Here is an 18,111-nt window from a genome sequence, read left to right as displayed (position 1 = left end):
ATCCCCAAATTTCCCCAGCCCGCCGATGATGTCCTTTGATCAGTGTCTTTTAGATTTTTATTTTAAACAATCATAATCCTGAAGGGAGCTTCCACTATGTTGATATCTATGCCACAAATGCTTCAAGTTGCTAAAAAAAATCATTTTGCCGTAGGTGCTTTCAATGTATCTTCCAGCATGCTGATGCGTGCGGTAGCTGAAGAGGCGGAAAGCACAAAAACTCCTGCCATAATAGCCATTCATCCTGACGAGCTGAAATTTGTCACTGATGAATTCATCTCCTATGTCTTAACCAGAATATATACAAGTCCCATTCCGTTTGTATTGCACCTTGATCACGGCAGTTCCCTCAGTGACATTGAATGGGCTGTTCATGCCGGTTTCAACTCAGTGATGATTGACGGTTCAAAGCTGCCTTATAAAGAAAATATTGACTTGGTTAAACATGTTGTTTCATTGATGCATCCAATCGGTGTCGCTGTGGAGGGAGAGCTTGGCACCATCGGAGACACGGGCAATTCCATTGAAGGAGGTGCCACAAAAATAATTTATACAAAACCGGATCAGGCCGTCGATTTTATCAGCAGTACCGGTGCTGATTCATTAGCGGTGGCAATTGGTACGGCACATGGTATCTATCCGCCAAATTTCAAGCCCGAGCTGCAGATGAATATTCTGCGGGAAATTGTTGAGCGTACTGATATTCCGCTTGTCCTGCACGGAGGTTCGGCCAATCCTGATGAAGAAATTGCGCAGGCCGTTAAAACGGGAATTCAGAAAATTAATATTTCCAGCGACATCAAGCATACCTTCTATAAGAAATGCCGCGAAATACTCAGTGATCAGGAGGTGCGCGAACCCAATCAAATTTATCCCGAATGCATCGCGGCCACCAGAAAAACGATCAGGCAGAAAATGCAGCTGTTCAATTCACTGGGCAAAAGTAGCTGCTACTATACAAACTGACACATCCATTTATTTTAGGAGGATCATTTATGAAACGTTCAGAAATCAACCGCCACATACAATACATTATGGATAAAGCTAAAGACTTCAATATCCCTCTGCCGCCATTCGCATTTTATAAACTGAATGATTGGAAAAATCTGGGCAAAGAGGAATGTGAACTTGTTGATACCATGCTGGGATGGGGAATCACAGATTTTGGTAAAGGCAATTACAATAAATGCGGTTTAGGTATCTTTACTTTCAGAAACGGCAGCCAATCAGCTCCTCAAAACTATCCCAAACCGTATTGCGAAAAGCTGCTGTTTGTATCAGACGGGCAAATGCTTCCCTATCATTTCCATTTTTCCAAAATGGAGGACATTATAAATCGCGGCGGCGGTATTTTGGAACTGACCTTATACAATGCTGATGAAAAAGAGGCTTTTGCTGATACCAATGTCACAATCACTCTGGACGGCAAAAAATTGACTGTCAGTGCAGGATCCAAAGTGCAGCTCAAACCGGGTCAGAGCATTACGCTGCTGCCGCGTCAATATCATTCATGGCAAGGCATTCCGGAAACAGGCGATATCGCAGTCTTTGAGGTGTCAAAAACAAATGACGACAATATGGATAATCGGTTCTACGACAACACCCCCTGGGTCCCTGCCGTAGAAGAGGATGAACCTGTCAGATATCCTGTTTTCGACGATTATAAAAAATATGTACATTTATAATGATAAATACATCGGACAATATTTATATTATGTGATTGCTTAAAACAGCCCGTTATTGAGTTTATAAAATTTTACCGATTTGGGAAGTGAACAATAATGAGAATAGGCGTGGACACATTCATATGGACTGAAGTATTCACTGAAAAGGACCTTTGGATAATAAAGAAGGCTGAAGAATTGGGTTTTCAGGCAATTGATTTCGCAATAGCCCATCCTGAAACCTTTCCGACAGAAAAAGTTTTAAAAGAATTAGCGAAAACATCTCTTGAACCTGTGACTTCAACAACCCTCAATGCAGAAAGCAGCCTTATTTCATCTGACAGCGCTATACGAAAAAAAGGTATACAAGCATTAAAACAGCTGGTTGATATCAATAAGGCAATAGGTTCCAAAATACTGGGCGGTGTCAACTATGCTGGATGGGGCTGTCTCACGGGCAGGCCCCGAACTGAAGAGGAATGGAGAAATTCTGTAAACTCGATGAGAGAAGCAGCCGAATATGCCGCCAAAGTACATCCCGGTCTGAAAATATGCGTTGAACCCGTGAACAGATTTGAAACCCACTTTATCAATACTGCTGAAGACGGTGTAAAATACTGCCAAGATGTGGGCACTGAAAATATGGCGGTTCATCTGGACTGTTTTCATATGATCAGAGAGGAAACCAGCTATACTCGGGCAGTAAAAATTTGCGGAAAAAAATATCTCGGCTATGTCCATGTATGTGAAAACAACAGAGGTATTCCGGGCACGGGCCTTGTTCCCTTTAAAGAATTTTTTACAGCGCTGAAGGAGATCGGCTATACCGGTCCCTGTGTGATAGAATCCTTCGATCCCAGCTTTGAAGAACTTAACGGACAGTGCGCAATATGGCGAAAATTCGCTGATACCGGAGAAGAACTGGCCGTAAAAGGCTTGGCAAATCTGAGAAAAATCGCCGATGAAACGGTCACCGAACAATCCTATTAAGGAGGACAGTATGCAGAGAATAATAAATGACCCTGATAATATAGTGAATGAAATGCTGGAGGGATTTTTAAAGGCACATGCCGATATTGTGGAAGCGACTGCCAATCCTCGCGTGATAAAAGCCAGGAACATCCCGGGAGCCAAGGTCGGGATAATAACCGGCGGCGGCAGCGGACACAAACCTGCCTTTATCGGCTATGTGGGCAAAAATATGTGCGATGCCGCAGCTGTCGGCGAAATATTTTCCTCCCCTACAGCCGCCGCTTTTCTTGACGCGGCCAAAGTCGCCGATCAGAAAAAGGGCGTGGCCTGTCTCTACGGGAATTACTCCGGTGATAATATGAACGTCAAAATGGCTGTTGCTATGGCAAAAAAAGAAGGAATTGCCATAAAGACCGTAATTGCCAATGATGATGTGGCATCAGCTCCGGCAGACCAGCGGGAGAAACGCCGCGGTGTGGCCGGAGAGATTTTTATGTGGAAGGTCGGTGCTGCCAAAGCGGCACAGGGTGCTTCGCTTGACGAGGTAATAGCCGCAGCGCAAAAAGCCGTGGATTCTACCCGAAGTGTCGGTATAGGCCTGTCTCCATGCACACTGCCGGCTGCCGACCATCCTAACTTTGCAATAAAACCTTCAACGATGGAAATCGGTATAGGACATCACGGAGAGCCCGGCATGAAAGTAGAACCTCTTGGTTCAGCCGAAGATATTGCCAAAATAATGGTCAATATAGTGCTTCCAGATTATCCTTTCAAAGAAGGTGATCAGACTGCCGTGCTTGTTTCCGGACTGGGTGCGACCCCGGTAATGGAGCTTTATGTACTGTACAATGAAATTGAAAAACTGCTTCAGCAAAAAGGAATTAAAATCTATAAAAGCTATGTCGGCAACTATTTCACATCCCTGGAAATGAAAGGAGCGACCTTTACAATGATGAAGCTCGACGACGAACTAAAGGAGCTCATCGATATGCCTGCCTGCAGTATGGGGCTTAAAGAGGGAGTCTGCTCATGAAAGCATTTGATAATAAAAAAGGCCGTCCTATCCTGCTGGCAATGGTGCGGAGCATACAACAGAACAAAACACATCTAAGCGATATTGACGGACTGATCGGTGACGGCGACCACGGTATAAACATGAACAAAGGATTTTCTCTGTTTGAGAAGGAATATAAAGACAAAGAACTCAGCTTCAATGAAGGACTCGAAAAACTGGGAACAACCTTAATGAATAAAATCGGCGGTTCTATGGGGCCGATATACGGCACATTGTTTATCGGAATGGGTGAAGCTGGCAGCCGGCTGACCAAGATAAGCCTGGCGGATCTCACAGCGATGATCGAAAAAGGATACAGCAAACTCAGTGAAATAATCGAAGCCCGCCCCGGCGATAAAACCCTTATTGATACGCTCGCTCCGGCACTTGAAAGCCTCAGAAAAAGCACCGAGAAAAAGGAAGACTTTAAGACAGCCCTGATAAAAATGAAAGCTGCGGCAAAAGCCGGCAGCGATTCCACCAGAGAGCTTAAGGCCAGATACGGCAGAGCCAGCCGACTGGGCGAGCGCAGCATCGGCGTGCCCGATGCTGGTTCGGTATCCTGCCGGCTGCTGCTGACAGCTATGGGTGATGCCATTATCGGACTTCTGGAGTAGAATGATATAAAAAAACTTCTAAGCTGCATTCAAAGACTGCACTACCTTATGTGCAGTCTTTTGTGTATTTGTCCTGTATGTCAACAACCTGTCCTTTTGGTAAATACCTTATGGATAACCAATGGTAAAAATCATAGGTTACCCGATCAATCGCAATATCCCCACCTGTACGACAACTATCGTAACAAGTCGATGCGATACATTTAAAATTTTTCAAGTATCCAGGCGGTAAAGTCTGCTGAAAAGCCTGCATGATTGAAAATTTTCTCCCATATGAATCCCTGTTATGGATTATTTTGTCAGAACAGCCGCAATAAGAAGTGCAATAAATATCGCGATCACGATTTTCGGTTCGCTATACTCAATGAAAAAAAATCCGAATACCAACCAAGCTGCCGCAGCGGTAAAGCTAAGTGCAATAGCGGACCGCTGGTTCAGGACTTCGAAAGCCTGCCGGGCAACTAAAAGCGCAAACATTCCAAATACAATCTGTCCCAGCCCGTAAGCGATATTCAAACCCCAATAGAGTGCTGTTTCAGGCTCTGACAGGCGAGTTCCACGTAAATATTGCGAAACTACGTCGATAATGATATGCATTGCGCCACAGAAGACCATCCAACCATACGTTGCATAAATAAACATTTTGTGCATATACTTCTCCTATTCAAAAGTTACCCCTGTTAATTCTGTGGCTATGTCCCACAGTTGTGCTGCAATTTTTATTCTTGCGCCTGGGGCGGTACCTTCGCGGCAGCGGGAAAACCGCGCGTCTCGTTCATTTTATTCGGTCCATAATAGATGCCGGCTCTGGCGTTCTGTGAAGTAGCAGCAAATAACGTCGGTAACGCGCCCTGGGATGCCGGTTGGAACAAAAACCACAAAAAGATCCGCATAAGGCCGGAAACGCTCAACGATCCCGCCCCGTTAGGAATAAGATTCGTCCGTGAAACACCCGGGTGTACCGCAAAACTCGAAACGCCCCACTTATTGGCCTCACTGCGGCGTTGCAGTTCAAAATCCAGCATCAGGTCTGCTAACTTCGACTGTCCGTAAACTTTCATCGGTTTATAGCTGAATTCTGCCTGTAAATCGCTGAAGTAAATGACGCCATCGCGGGCAGCGATACTTGATACAGTGACAACGCGTGGATTTTTGCCGTTGCGCAAAAGCGGCAGTAGCCTCGCAGTCAATGCAAAAGGTCCAAGAAAATTCGTGCCGAACTGCATCTCAAAACCATCGGCAGTAATCCTACGTTCCGGCAGCGCCATCACGGCGGCATTATTGATCAAAACATCCAGGCTCTGACGCTTTGCCTGGAGCCGCCTGCAGAAATTTTACCGGCGATGATTTTTTAGAATTTTTTTCCATGACAAAATCCCTCCTTATCTTTTTCATACTGCCTGAATCTAAATGTTTATAAATTTTTTCTCTTCATAGAAATGAACGTTCATTCCTATGAGGAGAAAAAATTTAACGTTTTATAGCATCCTATATGGCATCTATTCCCGCATCAAGAGTGACATCATCCGGTTTTACCTCACTAAACAACCAAAACTTAACAAGCGCCATAGTCGCACCATGAGCAATGGAATTTAATATTTTATCCGGAAGCTTTTTGAGTAGTTCCTCTTCTCTGTCCCACATAAGTAAGTTGCCCATTTGAACACTACCATGCCACCTTATCGCTCCGCATTGACTTTCTCATGTCCCACACATATAATGAAAGAAAATTCATGTGTCACAAATTTTCTACCGAAAGGAGCTGCACCCATGCTCTACATAAGCGATAACATCATAGAGAAATTTATCCGCGAAGATATCCCGTATCTGGATTTAACCACATCGCTTCTGGAGATAGGCAATGCCGCCGGAACAATAAATTTTTCGTCACATGAGGACATCTGTCTGGCTTGCACGGAAGAAGTAGTCCGTCTGATGAAAAAACTGAATATACAAACAGATAATGTTTTGGGCAGCGGCACATGTGTCGAAAGAGGAAAAATATTTTTGCGGGCGCGCGGCTCCGCGGCGGCACTGCATATGGCCTGGAAAATTTCCCAAAATATACTCGAATATTGCTGCGGTATCGCCACCAGAACGAAATCACTCGTTGATGCGGTCAAGGCCGTCGACCCTGCTGTATCCGTCATCACTACCAGAAAATCTTTTCCCGGCACAAAAGAGCTTACGTTGAAATCCATCCTCGCCGGCGGAGCGTTTCCCCATCGTCTCGGCCTGTCTGAAACAATACTGATATTTAAACAGCACACAAATTTTCTTGTCAGTTTTCAGGAACTTAGCGAAAAAATCAAAAAAGTGCGCATAAACGCTTGTGAGAAAAAAATAATCATTGAGGCGGAAAATGAGGAAGAAGCCTTACAAATGGCAAAATTGGATGTTGACGGTATCCAGTTCGATAAAATTGCGCCGGACTCATTGAAACCTCTTGTAAAAAATATACGCCAGACAAAGCCTTCCCTCGTTCTCATCGCCGCCGGCGGCATCAACCACCGCAACGTTGCCGCATATGCCGCTGCTGGCATTGATGCCATAGCGACTACCTCCGTATATTTTGGCACACCGGTCGATATAAAGGTAACAATTGAAAAAACATTATAAGGTTATAACTGAAAAGGAGCATAAACTGATGGCTTTGGTAAAATTTTACACAAAACCCGGCTGTCTGGGCGGCCTTAAGCAAAAGGAACTGTTGTGTGCTTCCGGCCATACAATTGATGAACATTCGGTACTGTCCACCCCTTGGACGCCGGAAACATTACGGCCTTATTTTTCAGATCTTCCTGTCGGGGAATGGTTTAATATGTCCGCTCCGGCCGTGAAATCGGGAAAGGTGATTCCTTGTAGCCTGTCGGAAGAAGACACTTTGGCCCTTTTTTGCCGGGAACCTATTTTGATCAGGCGTCCGTTGATGGAAATAAACGGGCAAAAAATTGTCGGCTTCAACGTTGACAAACTGGCCAAAATCATTAATTTAAATGCCTATGGAAACGATAATCTGGACGGCTGCCAGATGATGGATTCGGATGTGACCTGTGATGAACTCAGCCAGTAATTAAAAATACGAGACGGCACTTTTCTGCCATCTCGTATTTTTATGCAGTATTATTTTATTTTGCGTCAAAATGGTAAGCTGTTGTTGATTTATAAATATTCCCCGCCCTCAATACCGGAGTGACAAAGGATGGAATATTGACCGCATTGGGAAAATACTGGCTTTCAAAGCAGTATCCTGAACGTTTTTCCATTGGTGTGTTCTTCTTTCCCTTTACCGCCGGATCAAGGTAGTTGCCGGTATAAAATTGAAATCCCGGCAGCGTAGTATACACGGTCATGCTTATATTTGTTTTATTACTGTGTGTTCTGGCAATTTTTTTCAAATTACCATTATATTCAGGTACTACAAAATTATGATCATAGCCTCCTGCTTCCCTGATAGTTTCAAAATCCGCATCCCAGCCATTTTTAATAGGTCTGGCCTCATGCAGATCAAATGGTGTTCCCTTCACCGGTAAAATTTCACCGTGCGGTATTGAGTCCTTGTCGGCAGCAGTATACTCATCGGCAAACAGCTGTACTGTCTGTTCCCCAACATTGCCGCTGTCGTATCCTGAAAGGTTAAAATAGCTGTGATTAGTAGGATTGCAGAGAGTATCTTTTGTAGTATGTGCCTTATAATCCAATATCAATGTATTGCATTCGGTCAACTTATAGCTTACATATATAGAAAGTTCTCCGGGATATCCTTCTTCTTTATCCGCACTTACATAGGAGAGCCTTATTTTATTGTTGTCCGCTGATTCGACTGTCCAGATTTTTTTATCAAACCCAACCTTACCGCCATGCAGATGATTTCTTCCGTTATTCAGATAAAGGTTGTACTCTTTCCCTTCTAAAATAAATCTGCCCTTTTCTATACGATTCCCTACTCTGCCTATAAGCGACCCTATATATGTATCCTGTCCTTCATAGCCGGAAACATTATCATACCCCAAAACGACATCTATTTTACCGTTTTCTGTCGGTACAAGTATTTTTTGCACGGCTCCGCCAAAAGTCGATACAGCGACCTGCATTCCGTTTTTATTCGTTATCGTATACAGTTCAACTGCCTTACCATCACTTGTCTGCCCGAATGAACATTTTTCAATAGTCATTTTTCCGCCCCCATATATTTTTTGTAAACCTTTTCTTTAATAAAGAAAGCATACCACTTTTTTCTAAATTATGTCAATTCAATCTTTTCACTAAAACCTTTTTCATTATCTTTTATATCCTTTTTGCTTCATTCCTTAATATCAAGTGTGAACGTCCTTGATGTCAAGGAACTAAGCAAAAATAATCATCTCATTCCAATATCTGTTCAAGCGCATCCAGAAGAATATCATTTTCTTCACGCGTTTTTACGGCAATACGGATAAAATCATCGGATAATCCCGGATAATTGGCACAATCTCTTATAAGGATATTTTTCTCCAGCATTTTCCCGCAAAACTGCGCCGAAGTCATTTTCGTATCATGTATGTTGATAAGAATATAATTTACCGACGGTTTATAAATCTTCAGTTTTTTCATCTGACTCAGTTCATCATATAAATAATTTATTTCACTGCGGACATAGCTGCGGCTGCGGCGCTGATACGTTTTATCCAGCAGTGCGGCGATACCGGCACTCTGCGCCAGACAATTGACATTCCACGGATCTTTGCTCAAATGCATTCTTCTTATTACTTCCTTATCAGGACATGCCGCAAATCCCAGACGCAGTCCCGGCAGAGCAAAAAATTTTGTCAATGAGTGAAGAATTAACAGATTGTGGCATGTTTTTAAAAGAGGTTTTGTCGAAAATTCCTCTTTATTGCCGATAAAATCCACAAAGGATTCGTCTATGACGACGAAGCAGCTGTTTGCTTCCGCGTGTTCCACAATAAGTGTCAGGTCCTGTACAGTAAAAAGGGTTCCGGTAGGATTGTTCGGATTGCAAAGGAATAAAAGATTTTTATCCTTCATTGCAACGATCAGCTTTTGCAGCTGCGGTTCAAAGTTATCACTTTCTTTTAGAAAAAAATATTGAACATTGGCATTGACACTCTTTGCCGCTCTTTCATACTCACTGAAAGTCGGCGCAGGCAGCAATACATTTTTCGGCTCAAGAACGCGGCATAATATATACAGCAGCTCAACTGCGCCGTTTCCCATTATTATGCTTTCCGGATCAACATCATACAGCTGCCCTATTTTCTCTTTCAATAAAAACATATCAACATCAGGATAATGAATTATGTTTTCTATATTTTCTTCTACAGCCTGTCTTACCATTTTTCCGAGTCCCAGAGGATTGATATTGGCACTGAAATCAACCAGCTGCTGTTTTCCTGTTGTCGCACTGATCGCATGAACAGCCCCGCCGTGTTCAAATTGGTCTGGCATATACGCTGCGCTCCCTTCTATATTGCCTGTACAGTTAAAAATTCGTCAAATCGAATTTATTCTTTTTCCCCCGCCGTAAAAAAAACCGCCGGACACGAGTTCCGTAGAAAATAAATACGTTGTGTACGGACATCGTTTCCTGATTGCCTCCACACAGCCGCGCATCACTTCTGCATTCTCCCGTTCAGTAAATATAGCTCCGATCAAAGTACCGCTATGTGCTATATTGATCCCCGTTCCCTTATATTTTTTTACGATTTCAATTACATCGGCCAGATCTTCCTTATACAGAATATGCTGATTGGCAATGGCACTTATTGTCGTACCCGCCCCCAGCGCCTCTGCATCTTTATATTTTATGCCATACGCGACAAGCTCGAATGCTTTTTTTACCTGCTTTTCTTTTTCTTCGTTGAGCTGAGGCAATTCACCACGCTGGTTGAAGACAACGGTATCGACTTTTCCGCCGCAATCAAATACCAATATCTTTACAGGCGGCGGTTCCCCCAGATACTCCAATATATCTCCCGTTAGGTGATTGAACTTTACTATTCCTCTGCAAAACACGCCGTCAGTCGGTTCTATTTCTGCCGCCAGCTTTGCGATCTGCGCTTCTGTAGGATTCTTCCCCTGTAAAAGGGCTGCCGCCTTGCAAACAGCTGCTATATCGGCACTGCTGGAGGACATCCCCTTGCTTCTCAACAATTGGGAAGTAAGACTGACGGCGATCTCCGCTTTATCAAGTGCAAATCTCTCGCATACCATATTAAGCGCATGTGCGGCTTTTTCCTTCAAAGCAATTTTTTCATTATGCTCTTTAACAGACGCAGCCGCTGTTGACCACATGTTGATTGGACAGGTAACGAGAAAAGGAATACCATCTGCCACACCCTGCACCAATTCCCCGCATGCTCCTGGCACCTTTACCGATACCGTCAAGCTCTCTCCCCCTGTCTTTTCCCTGTCAGGATTTAGTACTGTCCATAAATGAACGGTGTTTCAAAATCCTTAAAGCACGGTGCCGTCTTATCTTTTGCGGAAAATGTATATTCGCCGTTATTCCAGTTTTCCCATGTAATGCCGATATCGGGGTCATCATAAATGATGCTCCCTTCTGTTTCGGGCGCATAGTAATTATCCGCCTTATACTGTACTTCCACATCATTGCTGATCGTCACGAATCCATGGGCAAAACCACGCGGTACATAAAGCTGACGTTTATTTTCCGCTGACAGCTCCACAGCGATCCACTTTTTATATGTAGGCGATCCTTTACGTATGTCGACTGCAATATCCATCATTGCGCCGCTTGTACAGCGTACAAGTTTTGCCTGTGTCATTGGCGGATTTTGAAAATGCAGTCCCCTGAGCGTGCCTTTCGGTGCTGAATATGATTGATTATCCTGCACAAACTGAGCTTTTATGCCATATTTTTCCAAAACACGATAGGAATATGTTTCCATGAACCAGCCTCGATTATCGCCAAAAACTTTCGGTTCTATCAAATAAACATCTTTTAACTTCGTCTCTGTTACATTCATTTTTTCTAAGCTCCCTTTTCAAATCAGCGCCTATGCTGCAAAACAACGCTGCAGACATATTTTATCTGACACCCATCTGTACATATGATAATCCAAATTTTTCAAGTGTTTTCACTTTATACTGGTTACGCCCATCGAAGATATATTTTCCCTTCAGTCTGTTCTTGATTTCCATAAAATCCGGACTTTGAAATTCCTTCCATTCCGTTACCAAAACGAGTGCATCAGCTCCGTCCAAAGCATCATACTTATTGTCCGTATATGTGACAGCGATATCCTTAAGGTAAAATTCGCGCGCCATACCTGCTGCCTTAGGATCATATACTTTCACTTCAGCTCCGCGGGAAACCAGTTCGCGTATGAGAGAGATAGACGGCGCTTCCCTCATATCATCCGTTCCCGGTTTAAAAGCCAGCCCCCATACGGCAAAAACCTTGCCTCTCAAATCATCGCCAAATATATTAACTACTTTTCTGCCAAGGACTTTCTTTTGATTTGCATTGACCTTCTCAACCGACTGCAAAAGTTCGGCTTCATAACCATATTCACTGCTTGTTTTGATCAAAGCCTGCACATCTTTTGGAAAACAGCTTCCGCCATAGCCGCATCCCGGATTTATAAAACTATACCCTATGCGCCGGTCGCTCCCTATGCCGTGACGCACTTTATTTACGTCGGCGCCGACACGTTCAGCAATATTGGCCACTTCATTTATAAAGGATATTTTTGTCGCCAGCATTGCATTGGCCGCATATTTTGTAAGCTCGGCGCTCTTCACATCCATAATTATAAAAACCTCTCTGGAGCGTATGAACGGTTCATAAAGTTCCTTCATCACTTCGATTGATGCCGGATTTTCCGATCCGATTATTACTCTGTCCGGTGTCATAAAATCGGCACAGGCATTTCCTTCCTTTAAAAATTCAGGATTTGATATTATATCAAATTTAAGCTCACTGTTCCGTTTTTTCAATTCTTCGGCGATAGCGCTTCTGACTCTTTCTCCCGTTCCTACCGGTACCGTCGATTTATCCACCACGTACATATCATGCACCATATTTCTGCCTATATCGCGCGCGGCAGCCAACACATAGCGAAGATCTGCGCTGCCGTCCTCACCCATTGGTGTTCCGACCGCAATAAAACAGACATTTGCTTTTTTCAGAGCTTCCCCTATATCAGTAGTAAACGCCAAATTTCCCCGTGCATGGTTATTTTTCACCATATCAGCAAGACCCGGTTCATAAATAGGAATATTGCCATTGCGCAGCTCATTTATTTTCTTTTCATTAACGTCCACACAAATAACATCATTACCGGTTTCTGCAAAGCACGTTCCCGTGACAAGTCCCACATATCCCGTGCCGATCATTGCTATTTTCAAAATAATCTTCTCCCCAAAACGATCCCTTTTCTCTTTTTGCAGCAGTTTCTCTATATTGTTACGCAAATAACAAACTATTCATGCTGATCCCATCGTCGGAATATATAAACCGCATACATAATCATTTAATCTATATTTTCCTATATTTATAGGAATTTTACAAGTGCTTTGATGAAATACGTAAATATCACAAAAAATGCAGCAAAAAATTTCATTCATAATAATTCGCAGAGGGCACTTTTCCAGTAATCTCTTTAAAAATATGTCAGCAAAAATATTGGTATTTTTATCTAAGAAAAATTACTCGGCAAAGTAAACTATTTATTCATGTACTGACTTCATAATAATTTTTTTAATTTTACACACAAGATTTGAGCAACATTTCTTTATTCCCCATACAAAAGACACGTAAACTTTGATATAATTAAAAGCATAATTCCAGTAAGAAGGGATAAAATATATTTTTAGCCTATCCCTGTCAGATTATAATATGCTAAAAAATTTATACTGTTTGGAGAGAATTGATGAACACTTACACATACAAAACAGCTGGCACATGTTCCAGCCAGATAAATATTGAGCTGGATGGCTCAATTATCAAAAATATTTCTTTTATCGGCGGATGCAATGGCAATTTGCAGGGCATCTCCAGTATTACCCGCGGCATGGATGCCAATGATGTGATTGCTCGTTTCGACGGCATAAAATGCGGTCCGCGCACTACTTCATGCCCTGATCAGCTTTCAAGAGCACTTAAAGCAGCTCTATCAGCAAAACATTAAAAAACTGTGCCTGTCTATATTTTTGGAAGGAAGTGAGTATTATTTTATTTGATTGCCACTCTCACACAAAATTTTCGGCTGATTCCGATATGAAAATCGAAGATGCGCTGAAAATCGCTCAAGCTATGGGTTTAGGTCTTATCACGACGGAGCATATTGATTTTGACTTCCCCGGTGATGATTTATATGAATTCGATGCGGCTGATTACTTTGCCCTTTACCGAAAATACCGTGAAACAAATCATTTTCTGCTCGGAGTCGAAATAGGAATGCAAGCGCAGACAGCTTTGCAAAGCGGTGAATTTATAAAAAAATCTCCTTTCGATATGGTCATAGTATCACAGCATATCATAGAAGGCTGCGACATATATTTTCCCGAATATTATCAGGGAAAATGTAAAAATGAAGCCTACGGCATATATCTGCAAACTATTGCGGATATGCTGACGGCACATCCTTTTGGTGATGTTTTAGGGCATATTGACTATATATGCCGCAAGGCACCTTATGAAGATAAACAGCTGCGTTATGATGAGTTTCCGTCTCACATAGACAAAATATGGCAGACGGCATTGGCCAATGATATAATACCGGAAGTTAATACCAGACGCTTTGCCGACAAAGAAGCTGTCTCTTCCCTCACATCTATTTATACACGTTACCATAATATGGGCGGACGTTATGCAACGATTGGCTCTGATGCCCATACTGCAGATGCAGTCGGTTATAAACTGGAAGAAGCTTCATGTTTCTTAAAAAACTGCGGCCTTATTCCTGTGTATTTTAAAAACCGACAGCCGGTTTCTATGCTATAAACATAAATTTTGCCCGATTCCGAAAGGGGATTCCGTATGAAAAATTTTTCCCAGAAAAACTTCAAGACATTATCTGCCGTATTATGCATTGCCCTCACCATGTCTTCTACCACTGTCACATTTGCGGATGCTGCCATAACGACCGGCACATCAGTTGTTTCCGCAGGTGACTCCATAGCCGGCAATGCACTGCAGGATAAGCTCTCCGCGTCCGAAAAGGCAATTTACGGCACACCGCAGACAGGTGCAATAATGGACAGACTGAATAAGCTTGAACGTGATTATTATGGTGAACATAAAAGCAGCAGCCTTTCTGCACGTATAGACAGTATTTACGGTCAGATATTCGATAATAACTACGCTCCTTCGGCAATAGCACAAATGAATGGCATAGAATGGACTTTAATGCATCAGGTGTCCATGCATTCTATCAGCCAGCGGCTTGCCGATTTAGAAAATACACTGTACGGCAAGGCAAAAGACGGTACTTTTTATAATCGCATGTTGTCTCTCGGCAGCGCTGCTTTCGGCACTTCACAGCAGGCCATTCCGCTCTCGCATACCCTGGTGCCAGCGAATACTCTGATAAAAATAAAACTTATCACTCCAATCAATTCGGAAACGATGAAAGCCAGCGACGAAATAAAGTATCAAATTGCCGAGGATGTCATATCTAACGGCAGCCTTGTTTTTGCTGCGGGAGGTCTCGGTGAAGGACATGTTACCAGTGTGCAGACGGCAAAAAATTTTGGTCGCGACGGCAAAGTCAATATTGATTTTGAACAGACACAGGCGTTTGACGGTACCATGGTCGAAACAATTCTGGGTGAAAAAGCAAAAGAAGAAATGAAATCTGAAGCCATGGCTGCCGGGGCCAGCATTGCCGGTATTGCTCTTCTCGGCCCTATCGGCATCGTCGGCGGACTCTTCGTCAAGGGAAAGAATATTGATTTGCCCGCGGGAACTGAACTTTTTATCCAAACCAAATCAGATATGACTCTCTATGGTGTAAAAACCAACGGTGCTTCAACAGACAACGCTCTTGTTTCTGCCGCTCAAACAGTCAGCCAGTCCAATTCGTCTTCAGAAGATATATTAAGCGAGCGCTCTGACAACAGCAATTCTTCGGCAGTGGCTTCAAATACAGCGACGCTCAGCCAATATAATTCCGGTTCGCAAAATGATCTGAAGGAACATCTATAATTTAAATAGATAAGGACCGATAACTGCCCTTTGCTCAATCGCATCCAAAGACAAAGGCTTGAATGGATATGTACGATCTGTCCATTCAAGCCTTTGTTTTATCTTATAAAAATAATCCCTGAATACGAAACAGCAGAACACCTGCCCGAATTTATAATACCTTTTTATATGCATTCTGCCGGCATTGCAATCAAAATGCTGACGTGGTATCTTAATGTTATTGGTTTTTATATTTTTTACTATATAATACCCGAGGATGATGTATTTTGATAAAAACATTTTTTATATTTTTGCCTGCCATTCTGCTGGCATATCTGATCATCACCAATATCAATTTTTCGGCAGGAAAACAGCTGCTGACGGATTTTATATCTCCGCAGGAAAAAACAAAATTAGTCAATATTGCCAATACTGCCAGCGGCTCTTTTCAAGATATAATTTATCATAACAGACAATCTGCCTTCCCTTATCATGAACCATACGGCTCTGGGATTGGCATATATCCCGGCCGCGTGGTCTGGGCTCATGATCCGGCCAGTGTCCGATGGGATGGTAACGGCTATTGGTGGAATACAGAGCATTTCGATAAAAATGCAATCCTCCAGATGGTGGAAAAAAGTATAACCTCGCTCACAGGGACAAATAATGCCTCTGCCGGATGGAATATGCTTTTCACAAAGCATAATGAAATGCAGGGCATCCTGACAGGCTACACGCCGGGCCAGAAAATAGCCATAAAAGTAAATCTTAACGGCACATCCGAATACAGCGAAGACAGCTCGGGCAATACACAGATAAGTTATGCCAATCCAGTTTTATTAAAAGCAGTTTTAATATCATTAGTCGACAGTGCCGGTGTGCATCCTGAAGACATCTCAGTGTACGATGTCTCACGGATTTTTCCTAAATATATGATCGCCATGTGTACCGAGGGAAAACTTAATGGTATACATTTCATTGGCAGAGACAATGCCGCAGCCGACAAAAATACACCTCTGATCTGGTCGCAGAAGTTTGACGGCAGTGATGTTGTCAGCTATCTTCCGACAGTCGTGACAGAAGCATCCTATATTATCAATCTGGCCAATTTAAAGGGACACAGCTGGGGCATATCCCTGTGTGCTAAAAATAATTTTGGTTCATTTATGAACGACAACTATGTTCGCCCTCCTGTCGGCGCCAATCTTCATCCATTTATGACAGACAAAAAAATGGACGCCTACACGCCTTTGGTCGATTTGATGGCCAACAGGCAGCTGGGCGGTAAAACTATATTGTACATGCTTGACGCTCTGATAACCGCGCCCAGTGAAGAAGCCGCTGTTACAGGTGAAAATTCAAAATGGCAGCAATCTCCCTTCAATGGCAACTATGCCTCCAGTATATTTGTGTCGCAGGATCCCGTAGCCGTCGATTCCGTCGGTGCTGATTTTCTGCTGAATGAACCCGCTATCCTCAGTGAAAATGGTGCGATACGTTATCACCCGGAAATAGAAAGCTATCTGCATGAAGCCGGTCAGGTGGCAGATGCACCGTCCGGAACCGTTTACTATGATGGAATGGGCCATGCAGTAAAGAATCTTGGTACCCATGAACACTGGGCAGATGAAAATGATAAAAATTACAGTCGCAATCGCGGCGGCAACAACGGTATTGAACTTATATATATTGATATGGCAAAATAACAGAAACAGCCTGTTGTTTTGCCATATTTTTATTTAATTTATATAATACCTCTATCATCAACCACTGCTGAGAGCCACTGAAACCTGATAGAAGAAGCAGACAAACTAAACAAATTTTCACAAATATTGTTATAGTAAAACCTCTTCCATAATATACTTAACTCATCAAACTTCCTCCGGTCAGATTTATTGCCTGTCCTGTAATATACGATGCCCTGTCACCAGCCAGATACAGCACCAGATCAGACACCTCAGAATATTCGCAGACACGTCCCATGGGGATTGTTTTGCAAAAATACGGCATAACTTCTGATGGTTTCAATTTACGTTTTTTGGCGTAATCGTCTATTTGCCTATCCCACATCGGTGTCTTTACAACTCCCGGACAAATAGCATTCACCCTGATATTTTGCTGAGCAAATTCAACCGCCACAGATTGGGTCAATCCGATAACTCCGGCTTTACTGGCGCAATATGCCTGGTACCTTGCTCCACCTTTTTTGCCTGATTGGGAAGAGAAATTAATAATGCTTCCCCCGCCATTTTTCAGCATATGAGTTACTGCACACTGACATCCCAGGTACATTCCTTTTAAATTTACAGACAGAGTTTTATCCCATATATCTTCCGTACAATCTAAAAAAGGAACAATTATTGATATCCCGGCACAGTTTATCCATACATCTATTTTTCCAAATTTATTAATAGCTGCACTTCCTGCCTTGAAAACATCATCCCTATTTGTTATATCAATTTTTTGTTTTAATACTGCACCACCTGCTTTAATTATTGAATCATAACCAGCATTGATCCCTGCCTCGTCTATATCCAATAAAGATATATTAGCACCCTCCGCTGAAAATACCTTTGCCGTAAAAGCCCCTATACCGCTGCCGGCACCAGTTATTACTACTGATTTATCCTTCATCAGCATGATTTTTCATCA

General features: G+C 42.8%; 20 protein-coding genes. 11 read left to right on the top strand and 9 right to left on the bottom strand.

The window, feature by feature from the left end; translation table 11 throughout:
* Positions 1-96: 96 nt before the first annotated feature.
* The 5 genes from NXG61_RS04220 (at position 97) to dhaL (ending at position 4,307) form a co-directional block, all read left to right on the top strand.
* The gene (locus tag NXG61_RS04220) at positions 97-966 is read left to right on the top strand and encodes a ketose-bisphosphate aldolase (protein WP_307224083.1); all 870 of its coding nucleotides are present in this window, start codon (positions 97-99) and stop codon (positions 964-966) included.
* Between the two features lie 29 nt (positions 967-995).
* Entirely contained in the window at positions 996-1,685 is a 690-nt protein-coding gene (locus NXG61_RS04215) for a D-lyxose/D-mannose family sugar isomerase (RefSeq protein WP_307224085.1), read from the top strand.
* 96 nt (positions 1,686-1,781) lie between these two features.
* Positions 1,782-2,654 (top strand): sugar phosphate isomerase/epimerase family protein, encoded by an 873-nt coding sequence (locus NXG61_RS04210; RefSeq protein WP_307224087.1) that lies wholly within the window; start codon positions 1,782-1,784, stop codon positions 2,652-2,654.
* Positions 2,655-2,664: 10 nt separating this feature from the next.
* The gene (locus tag NXG61_RS04205; RefSeq protein WP_432748974.1) at positions 2,665-3,669 is read left to right on the top strand and encodes a dihydroxyacetone kinase subunit DhaK; all 1,005 of its coding nucleotides are present in this window, start codon (positions 2,665-2,667) and stop codon (positions 3,667-3,669) included.
* Positions 3,666-4,307 carry a dihydroxyacetone kinase subunit DhaL gene (gene dhaL / locus NXG61_RS04200; RefSeq protein ID WP_432748973.1) on the top strand — a complete coding sequence of 214 codons (642 nt, stop codon included), beginning with the start codon at positions 3,666-3,668 and terminating at the stop codon, positions 4,305-4,307. The genes NXG61_RS04205 and dhaL overlap by 4 nt, the downstream gene beginning before the upstream one ends.
* A 291-nt stretch (positions 4,308-4,598) precedes the next feature.
* Here the strand turns inward: dhaL and NXG61_RS04195 are convergent, their stop codons facing one another.
* The 3 genes from NXG61_RS04195 to NXG61_RS04185 all read right to left on the bottom strand — a co-directional run bounded on the left by NXG61_RS04195 (position 4,599) and on the right by NXG61_RS04185 (position 5,966).
* A complete protein-coding gene (locus NXG61_RS04195) occupies positions 4,599-4,958 on the bottom strand; it encodes a hypothetical protein (RefSeq protein WP_307223227.1) in 360 nt (119 codons plus the stop codon).
* Between the two features lie 68 nt (positions 4,959-5,026).
* Positions 5,027-5,596 (bottom strand): SDR family NAD(P)-dependent oxidoreductase, encoded by a 570-nt coding sequence (locus NXG61_RS04190; protein WP_307223229.1) that lies wholly within the window; start codon positions 5,594-5,596, stop codon positions 5,027-5,029.
* Between the two features lie 199 nt (positions 5,597-5,795).
* Positions 5,796-5,966, bottom strand: coding sequence for a hypothetical protein (locus NXG61_RS04185; protein ID WP_307223231.1), 171 nt, complete (start codon positions 5,964-5,966; stop codon positions 5,796-5,798).
* A gap of 111 nt (positions 5,967-6,077) precedes the next feature.
* Between NXG61_RS04185 and modD the strand changes: the two genes are divergently transcribed.
* The gene (gene modD, locus NXG61_RS04180; protein ID WP_307223233.1) at positions 6,078-6,926 is read left to right on the top strand and encodes a ModD protein; all 849 of its coding nucleotides are present in this window, start codon (positions 6,078-6,080) and stop codon (positions 6,924-6,926) included.
* A 28-nt stretch (positions 6,927-6,954) separates the two neighbouring features.
* Positions 6,955-7,380: a hypothetical protein gene (locus NXG61_RS04175; RefSeq protein ID WP_307223235.1), complete on the top strand. Its 426-nt coding sequence runs from the start codon at positions 6,955-6,957 to the stop codon at positions 7,378-7,380.
* A gap of 55 nt (positions 7,381-7,435) precedes the next feature.
* Here the strand turns inward: NXG61_RS04175 and NXG61_RS04170 are convergent, their stop codons facing one another.
* The 5 genes from NXG61_RS04170 to NXG61_RS04150 form a co-directional block, all read right to left on the bottom strand.
* Positions 7,436-8,482, bottom strand: coding sequence for an aldose epimerase family protein (locus NXG61_RS04170; RefSeq protein ID WP_307223237.1), 1,047 nt, complete (start codon positions 8,480-8,482; stop codon positions 7,436-7,438).
* Positions 8,483-8,672: 190 nt separating this feature from the next.
* Entirely contained in the window at positions 8,673-9,755 is a 1,083-nt protein-coding gene (gene cobD / locus NXG61_RS04165) for a threonine-phosphate decarboxylase CobD (protein WP_307223238.1), read from the bottom strand.
* A 45-nt stretch (positions 9,756-9,800) separates the two neighbouring features.
* A complete protein-coding gene (locus NXG61_RS04160) occupies positions 9,801-10,694 on the bottom strand; it encodes a hypothetical protein (protein ID WP_307223241.1) in 894 nt (297 codons plus the stop codon).
* 32 nt (positions 10,695-10,726) lie between these two features.
* On the bottom strand, positions 10,727-11,296 hold the full coding sequence (gene rfbC / locus NXG61_RS04155) for a dTDP-4-dehydrorhamnose 3,5-epimerase (protein ID WP_196604073.1): 570 nt from the start codon (positions 11,294-11,296) through the stop codon (positions 10,727-10,729).
* A gap of 61 nt (positions 11,297-11,357) precedes the next feature.
* Positions 11,358-12,680, bottom strand: coding sequence for a UDP-glucose dehydrogenase family protein (locus NXG61_RS04150; RefSeq protein ID WP_196604074.1), 1,323 nt, complete (start codon positions 12,678-12,680; stop codon positions 11,358-11,360).
* A gap of 524 nt (positions 12,681-13,204) precedes the next feature.
* On the opposite strand from NXG61_RS04150, the gene NXG61_RS04145 reads away from it, so the two are divergent.
* From NXG61_RS04145 to NXG61_RS04130, 4 genes are all read left to right on the top strand, one after another.
* Positions 13,205-13,462 (top strand): TIGR03905 family TSCPD domain-containing protein, encoded by a 258-nt coding sequence (locus NXG61_RS04145; protein WP_196604075.1) that lies wholly within the window; start codon positions 13,205-13,207, stop codon positions 13,460-13,462.
* 32 nt (positions 13,463-13,494) lie between these two features.
* Positions 13,495-14,277, top strand: coding sequence for a histidinol-phosphatase HisJ family protein (locus tag NXG61_RS04140; protein ID WP_307223244.1), 783 nt, complete (start codon positions 13,495-13,497; stop codon positions 14,275-14,277).
* Positions 14,278-14,313: 36 nt separating this feature from the next.
* Positions 14,314-15,480, top strand: a complete 1,167-nt coding sequence (locus NXG61_RS04135) for a hypothetical protein (RefSeq protein ID WP_231038517.1) — start codon at positions 14,314-14,316, stop codon at positions 15,478-15,480.
* Positions 15,481-15,746: 266 nt separating this feature from the next.
* Positions 15,747-17,165, top strand: coding sequence for a DUF362 domain-containing protein (locus tag NXG61_RS04130; RefSeq protein WP_307223247.1), 1,419 nt, complete (start codon positions 15,747-15,749; stop codon positions 17,163-17,165).
* Positions 17,166-17,322: 157 nt separating this feature from the next.
* On the opposite strand, the gene NXG61_RS04125 is transcribed toward NXG61_RS04130, so the two are convergent.
* The gene (locus tag NXG61_RS04125) at positions 17,323-18,099 is read right to left on the bottom strand and encodes an SDR family NAD(P)-dependent oxidoreductase (RefSeq protein ID WP_432748972.1); all 777 of its coding nucleotides are present in this window, start codon (positions 18,097-18,099) and stop codon (positions 17,323-17,325) included.
* Between the last annotated feature and the right edge of the window lie 12 nt (positions 18,100-18,111).

It is taken from the genome of Pectinatus haikarae, assembly GCF_050916305.1.
Taxonomy (GTDB): Bacteria; Bacillota; Negativicutes; order Selenomonadales; family Selenomonadaceae; genus Pectinatus; species Pectinatus haikarae.
This window is presented reverse-complemented; position numbering and strand designations above follow the sequence as displayed.